Origin of the sequence: Candidatus Borrarchaeum sp. (genome assembly GCF_019058535.1) — an archaeon.
GTDB classification, from domain to species: Archaea; Asgardarchaeota; Sifarchaeia; order Borrarchaeales; family Borrarchaeaceae; genus Borrarchaeum; species Borrarchaeum weybense.
Map to the genome: position 1 here is coordinate 1 of NZ_JAHPYX010000162.1, position 7,010 is coordinate 7,010.

Consider the following 7,010-nt stretch of genomic DNA (forward strand, 5'->3'; position numbering starts at 1 on the left):
CATAGAGATCTATTACATGATTGAGAACATTTTCCTCTCCAACAATCTCCTTCAATTCCGGGATGATTATACCCTCCCAATCTAGTTTATGTTCCATAAGCTCCTCAAGTGTAATTTTCAAGCCTCCTTTTCTTGGTGATCCCCTCAAATTATTTGCCTTTTAGGTCTCCGTTTTATTTTTCCTCCAATTAATACCGAATTATTAGTACGCTGAAAGTTATAAAGATAAGGTTGAACGAATATGTTTGTGTGCGCGCATGATTAGAATTATAAATTCGAAGTACTATAAACTCTTTTACAATTTTATCGAGATCGTGAGGGTTAGTTTTGAGTAAACCAAAAGTCTATGTGTCACGCGTGATCCCAAAGCCAGCTTTAGATATGATCATCAAGGAATGTGAGATGGGACTCAATGAAAGTGATGTCCCTCTTACGCAAGCAGAGTTTATTGAAAAAATGAAAACCCTTGATGGGCTTGTTTGCCTACTCACTGACGACATTAACGCCGAGATTCTAAAAACCGTGAAAGAAGCAAATCCTAATTTTAAGGTAGTCAGCAATGTAGCTGTAGGCTACAACAACATCGATTGGAAAGCCGCCACCGAACTCGGCGTTGCAGTTTCTAACACACCGGGCGTATTGGATGACACAACCGCAGATTTCACTTGGACACTTCTAATGGCAGTCGCGCGACGTGTTGTCGAAGCAGATAAATACTTCCGGCAAAAAACATGGAAAGGCTGGGGTATAATGCAATTCCTCGGCTCTGATGTCTACGGAAAAACACTGGGAGTCGTCGGACTTGGAAGAATTGGGCGTGTGGTTGCAAAAAGAGCTCAGGGTTTCGACATGAAAGTTCTTTATACAGATGTCGTACGGTTTGAGGATCTAGAAAAGGAATTAGGAATTCAATATGTAGATAAAGAGACGCTTCTCAAAGAGAGCGACTATGTGACATTGCATGTCCCGTTACTTCCAGAAACAAAGCACTATATTAGCGCAAAAGAACTAGACTTGATGAAAGAGACTGCGTATTTGATCAATGCATCAAGAGGTCCTGTATTAGACGAAAAAGCACTCGTTAAAGCATTACAGGAGAAAAAGATTGCTGGTGCTGGTTTGGATGTCTTTGAAATGGAACCTAAAGCTGAACCAGAACTTTATGAAATGGATAACGTTGTGTTAGCGCCACATATCGCAAGCGCATCAATAGAGACTCGTACTAAAATGGCGACCATGGCTGCTGAAAATGTAATTGCTGGTGTTAAGGGACTCAAACCACCAAATTGTGTTAATCCAGATATTTATGGATAACCCTCTAAAAAATAAACAAAATAGGAGAGAAGATTATGCCTAAAATGCAAGTAGCGGAAGTTATAGTAAAAATCCTTGAAGATGAAGGAGTAACAGCAATGTTTGGTATACCGGGCGCAGCAATAAATCCCGTCTACAAATACCTTGGGCAAACAACAAAAATAAAGCACTATATTGCTCGACATGAAGAAGGAGCATGCCATGCAGCTGACGGATATGCACGAACAACTGGAAAAGTTGGCGTCTGTATCTGCACGAGCGGACCTGCAGCGACAAATTTTGTAACAGGTCTCTATACCGCTCAAGTTGACTCTATCCCAATTGTCGCAATTACTGGGACAGCGACAAGAGCAGTATTGGGTCAAGAGGCGTTTCAAGCGGTTGACATAGCAGAAATAGTTAAACCAGTGACTAAGAAAAGTTATTGTGTTAGGGAGCCTTATCGCCTCCCAGGTACTATGAGGGAAGCTTTTCGAATCGCTAGAGAAGGAAGACCCGGACCAGTGCTTATTGATCTCCCCGTCGACCTCCAGAGAACAGAAATTGAATATGATCCAGAAACAGATCGTAGTTTAGACTTTTCTACACCCAAAGCAAATGAAAGACAAATCAAGAAAGCAATTGATATGATCTTGGAAGCTAAGAATCCAATCATCTTAGCCGGAGGAGGAGTCATTATTTCGGGTGCTTCCAAAGAACTCCAAGAATTAGCAGAATATTTAAGTTTACCAATCTGTGCTAGCTACATGGGAAAGAGTGCTCTTGACACTAATCATCCATTATACGCGGGACTAGTTGGTACCATCATGCAAACAAGACTTGGCAACAAGTTATTCTTAGAGAGCGATCTTGTTCTAGCGGTTGGTGCCAGATTTGTTGATCGTCATACGGGTAAACTAGATGTTTACACTAAAGACAGAAAGTTCATCCACATTGACATTGATCCTCTACAAATTGGCAAGATCGTCCCTACAGAGTTAGGAATTGTATCAGATGCCAAAGAAGCACTACAAATGATGGTCGATCAAGCCAAAGCGCGAAATGCAAAAGTAATGCCAAATGAATGGGTATCGTCAATACCTGCCCGACGCAAAGAGCTTGCGAGAAGATTAGACTTTGATGATGTCCCAATCAAGCCTCAAAGACTTTTCAAAGAAATAAATGAATTCTTTGATGATGACACAATTTTTGTGACGTCAGTCGGACTTAATCAGATTTGGAGCGGTCAATATCAAGAAATAAAGAAACCAGGACATTATAAAGTCTGCGGATGCGCGGGAACGTTGGGTTGGGATTTACCAGCTTCAATTGGAGCTAAAGTCGGATACGAGGAAATGGGAATGCCACAAAAGAAAGTCGTAGGCATCACAGGAGACGGCGGATTAGGATTCATGGTAGAAGAATTAGCAATGGCAGCTCACTACCAAACTCCAATAGTTATGCTTGTGCTCAACAACGGTTTCTTAAGTTTAATCCGACAGAACCAATCCATTGTTTATGACTATGAATATGCGGTAGATTTAACGTACGATACAGATAAGTTAGCGAAGCATGGAATAGGAATAGATTTCGTTAAGCTTGCAGAAGCGTTCGGACTATATGCCGAAAGAGTTGAACAACCTGGAGACCTTAAGGCTGCCTTCCAGAGAGCTCTAGATAATGCCCCTGCAATATTAGATATTATCTGTGAACGAGAAACCAATTGTAGTATGGGCTTAGCTCTGGACGCCATAGCTGAAAGGGGATAACAAATTAAAGGCGGTGAAAAAATGAAAAAACATTGGGATCTCTATATGAAAGTCGGTATAGTGCATGGAATGGTTTTTCCAGAATGCCTTGCGGGAGAAGGCCCTATACTCGAAACGCTTACAAAGATAGCCGAAGACGGCTTTTTCTCAGCTGTTGACTATGGTGGATGCAAGGATCCGGCAATTAAAGATGATGTAGCTGCGCTCTTAACAGCTTCTCGTCTGACAGTTAATTTCTCGGCACAGCCTGCTTTATTGCTTCCTAAACTTGATTTGAACGCACTAGACGATACATTGCGAAACAAATCCATGCAGGCAATAAAATCAGCTATTGACGAAGCCTACGAAGTTGGCGCAGAGTATCTTACCGTTCTAAGTGGCCCTTATCCAGGTGATGCGGCCAGAGAGAAGGGGATGGCATTATTAATCGATTCTTTAAAACAACTCTGCGAATATGCAAAAAGCCAAGGAAATCTAGCGTTAACTTTAGAGATTTTTGATCGTGATATTGATAAAAAATCTTTGATAGGGCCAAGTGAAGCAGCAGTGGAGTTTGCCAAGGCAGTACGAGAGGCAGGATATCCTACTTTCGGTTTAATGCATGATTTAAGTCATCTACCTTTACTAAATGAAACCCCTGAACATGCATTATCGACTACGAAGGATTACCTCACATTAGTGCACCTCGGAAATTGCGTTAAAGACCCGAACAACCCGTTGTATGGAGATCAACATCCGATCTTCGGTGTTGAAGGAGGAGAAAATGACGCAACAGAGTTGGCAGAATACCTAGATGCCCTTTTTGAAATTGATTACTTAGAAAAAGGTAAACGCCCATTTGTTAGTTTCGAAGTAAAACCTCATAAAGGTATTACATCAGAGATGGCTATAGCAAATGTAAAACGTACATTAAAAGAGGCTTGGACACAAGTTTAAGCCTTCTAATCTCCTTTTTATTTTTTGTCGCGAAAAAACTGTTTTTTCAAATGATGAACGTGCGCTAAAAAAGCAAAGATATACTAAGGTATTGAAATCTTCTTGAATTTGAGAAAACTGCGTTTGAGGGAAAATCTTTATATACAATATAAGTATAAAGCATACAATATAAATTTCAATTGGTTTTAGGTGAGGTTGGGATGCTGTACCAAGGAGTTTAGGGACAAAGTTTGTCCCACGGATGTTCAGAACGGGAGAAACTTGTCCCGTAGGTTTAGAGAGTTTTTTGAATACCAAAACGATTAGCCGAGTATCGGCGAAATATGAAAACAACCTCAAGGAAATGAGTAAAGCCAGTGTACACCATAAACTTTGGAATCTTGTTTCACTACTTTTGCTAGACAACATACCTGAGACCATTGTATCAGCAGTAACGACAAAAGCTCAGCTTAATCTAGCTGACTTTCCCTATCAAATGAACATTAGAGGTGAACAAAATTGGCAAAACTTTTAATGATCCCTGGACCGATTAATTTTGATCCAGAAGTGATACGGGCTCTAAGTAAAGTAACTGTGAGTCACGTAGCACCAGAATTTATCTCTATCTTTGGAGATACTCTAAGAAAACTAAGACAGGTCTTCATTTCTGAAGGACAACCCTTTGTTATTGCGGGATCTGGGACGCTAGCTATGGAGATGGCAGCAACCAATGTGATTCAAAGAGGAGAAAAAGCATTAGTAGTAAATAATGGGGTGTTCGGCTCGCGATACGTTGATATTTTCAAAGCACACGGAATCGCTGTTGATGAAATTCAAGTAGAATGGGGAAAGGCAGCAGATCCTACAGAGGTGCGTGAAAAACTTGAAAGTGACGACTATAAAGTCCTTACAGTGACACATGTTGATACATCGACTGGTATTGCGAACGACATCGAAGCCATTGGTAATGTTGTCAAAGATTTTGATACGATATTTATTGTAGACGCAGTATGTTCTCTTGCAGGACAACGATTGTATCAAGACAAACAACATGTAGATATATGCTTCACAGGTTCACAGAAGGCATTGGGTGTTCCTCCAGGGCTTGCAATACTGAATTTCAACCAGAAGGCCTTAGACGCACACGCTAAACTTAAACATCCCATTGAGTGTTTCTATACTTCCATTGACAACTGGTTGCCCATTATGCAAGCATATGAGCGCGGTGATCCAAGTTATTTCGGTACACCTGCAGTAAATTTAATCTATGCACTCCATGAAAGTGTAAAGCAAATAGTTAGCGAAGGAATGGAGGCACGGTTTGAGCGGCACGAAAAATTAGCAGAAATGATGCGCAAAGGTCTTACAGAGATGGACTTTAAACTCGTTCCTGAGGATGGATGGGCTGCAAATACAATGAGCGCAGTCTATCATAATGGCATTGCAGATGCGGACTTTAGAGGTCAATTATCACAAGAGGGCGTTATCGTGGCAGGCGGTTTGGGCAAACTGAAAGGTAAAATCTTTCGAATTGGCCATATGGGCGCTATTAATGCAAACGATGTCTCAGCAACACTAAACGCAATTCAACGAACTCTAAAAATGTTTTAAGAAACAATTTCTACCTTTTCAATCCTTTTTCTTTATTTTTTCGCAGTCCCTAATTTTTGAGTTAATATTATTGTGACTGACATGGATAAATCTTCGACCTTGAATCACGATCGTTAGAACCAAAATTAACTTTGCAGATCTTCACTGGTCGATGTTGATTGTTCGAGGGCTGATCGAAGCGATCGAATTGTTCCTGAAGTTTTAAGCAAACGTATAATGGTGGGTCTATTATCAATACTCGAAACGATTGCCATAGCGGTTTGTACCTTGTCTAAACTTTTTGAAGTGCATCTTAGAATACCATAGCAAGTCTCAGCGTCAAATTCAATGAGCCAAATACCGCTTTGGCTAGCTTCAACCTCACCGTAAAGTGACAAAATCGATCGTGAAATAGAATTAAAAACAGAAATCACCTCTAATGGAGTTTCATCTTCGATTATTATTTCAAAGGCGATATATCTGCTTTTTTCTTCTTTAACCATTACTTAGTCCTTCTCTTCATCGATTATTCGAACACCCGGGATTATTATTTTCCCATTTCTCTCAAGGATACGTCGTTCTATCAATTTGAAAGGAGTCTCTATGAGGCTTTGTTTTGCTAAGTCTTGAGGCAAACCAACAAGTTTTGCTAATAGTAGCATTTCTCGTGAACCTCTTAACTCATATTTACTGAGTGCTCCAGTTCCAATTGCGAACATAACATTATTTCGAAGTGCAACAGCAAGTATTTTTCTCCACATCCGTAAGAGTTTCGCCCGGACCTTACCATAATATCTTATAAAAGGGATCAAAGTGATTTCTAATGCGATGCCATTTTTTGAACAATTACGAGCAACCAATTCTGTGAACACGGACGCCTTTGCAGTGGGAGCAAGAGTTAAAATGTCCATAAATCTATTAGTCGACGCGAATCTGCATACATTTTCTGAAGAACACTCAACGGCGACTAAATCTACCTTCCTTCTAATATAGTTAAGTTTGTGTGATAATTCACGTGGTGTTTTTGGAGAAATGTCTGCTCGTGAATATACAGTTGGAGTAAAACCTTTACATTCTTTGAGAAGAGATTCAACCTGAGAGGGATCTATAGCACCAAAATCTGATAGACAAATGCTTTGGTGTCCCAAACGATGTGCCATCTTAATCATTTCTGATAGAGTAGATATACCGCCAGAATGAGTTGAATGAACATGAACATCGTAACTCCCCTTCATCCCATGTCACCATAATAGGACAGTCAATTATTCCATTAACAAGCTTTCGCTAATTGATTTAACTTTTTCACGTGTTGGCGAAGGATAAATAGTAAACGTTATTTTGATTCGTATTATATCATCTTCATCCTTTAATTTGAAGTAGCCCTTGAAGGCAGATTGTTTATCAAACCGAAGATATAAATGTGATTTATCGATTCTTCTTTCC

General features: G+C 40.1%; 8 protein-coding genes. 5 read left to right on the forward strand and 3 right to left on the reverse strand.

Annotated elements, in window-relative coordinates; translation table 11 throughout:
• The first annotated feature begins 327 nt into the window (after nucleotides 1-327).
• The 5 genes from QVB70_RS09525 (at nucleotide 328) to QVB70_RS09545 (ending at nucleotide 5,588) form a co-directional block, all read left to right on the forward strand.
• Nucleotides 328-1,314: a D-glycerate dehydrogenase gene (locus tag QVB70_RS09525; RefSeq protein WP_287585502.1), complete on the forward strand. Its 987-nt coding sequence runs from the start codon at nucleotides 328-330 to the stop codon at nucleotides 1,312-1,314.
• Between the two features lie 35 nt (nucleotides 1,315-1,349).
• Complete coding sequence (gene ilvB, locus QVB70_RS09530; protein WP_287585503.1) at nucleotides 1,350-3,062, forward strand: biosynthetic-type acetolactate synthase large subunit; 1,713 nt, start codon at nucleotides 1,350-1,352, stop codon at nucleotides 3,060-3,062.
• 21 nt (nucleotides 3,063-3,083) lie between these two features.
• Nucleotides 3,084-3,998, forward strand: a complete 915-nt coding sequence (locus QVB70_RS09535) for a sugar phosphate isomerase/epimerase (RefSeq protein WP_287585504.1) — start codon at nucleotides 3,084-3,086, stop codon at nucleotides 3,996-3,998.
• A 286-nt stretch (nucleotides 3,999-4,284) separates the two neighbouring features.
• Nucleotides 4,285-4,512: a hypothetical protein gene (locus QVB70_RS09540; RefSeq protein ID WP_287585505.1), complete on the forward strand. Its 228-nt coding sequence runs from the start codon at nucleotides 4,285-4,287 to the stop codon at nucleotides 4,510-4,512.
• Nucleotides 4,497-5,588: an alanine--glyoxylate aminotransferase family protein gene (locus QVB70_RS09545; RefSeq protein WP_287585506.1), complete on the forward strand. Its 1,092-nt coding sequence runs from the start codon at nucleotides 4,497-4,499 to the stop codon at nucleotides 5,586-5,588. The genes QVB70_RS09540 and QVB70_RS09545 overlap by 16 nt, the downstream gene beginning before the upstream one ends.
• 125 nt (nucleotides 5,589-5,713) lie before the next feature.
• On the opposite strand, the gene QVB70_RS09550 is transcribed toward QVB70_RS09545, so the two are convergent.
• The 3 genes from QVB70_RS09550 to QVB70_RS09560 form a co-directional block, all read right to left on the reverse strand.
• Complete coding sequence (locus QVB70_RS09550) at nucleotides 5,714-6,070, reverse strand: Rpp14/Pop5 family protein (RefSeq protein WP_287585507.1); 357 nt, start codon at nucleotides 6,068-6,070, stop codon at nucleotides 5,714-5,716.
• Nucleotides 6,071-6,073: 3 nt separating this feature from the next.
• Nucleotides 6,074-6,802 carry an RNase P subunit p30 family protein gene (locus QVB70_RS09555; RefSeq protein WP_287585508.1) on the reverse strand — a complete coding sequence of 243 codons (729 nt, stop codon included), beginning with the start codon at nucleotides 6,800-6,802 and terminating at the stop codon, nucleotides 6,074-6,076.
• A 27-nt stretch (nucleotides 6,803-6,829) separates the two neighbouring features.
• On the reverse strand, nucleotides 6,830-7,010 hold a 181-nt coding region (locus QVB70_RS09560; protein WP_287585509.1), incomplete at its 5' end, for an RNA-binding domain-containing protein.

What these genes read in the sequence shown, in the direction of transcription:
- ilvB (WP_287585503.1), top strand. Translation starts at nt 1,350, where the DNA reads ATGCCTAAAATGCAAGTAGCGGAAGTTATAGTAAAAATCCTTGAAGAT.
- QVB70_RS09535 (WP_287585504.1), top strand. Translation starts at nt 3,084, where the DNA reads ATGAAAAAACATTGGGATCTCTATATGAAAGTCGGTATAGTGCATGGA.
- QVB70_RS09550 (WP_287585507.1), bottom strand. Translation starts at nt 6,070, where the DNA reads ATGGTTAAAGAAGAAAAAAGCAGATATATCGCCTTTGAAATAATAATC.
- QVB70_RS09555 (WP_287585508.1), bottom strand. Translation starts at nt 6,802, where the DNA reads ATGAAGGGGAGTTACGATGTTCATGTTCATTCAACTCATTCTGGCGGT.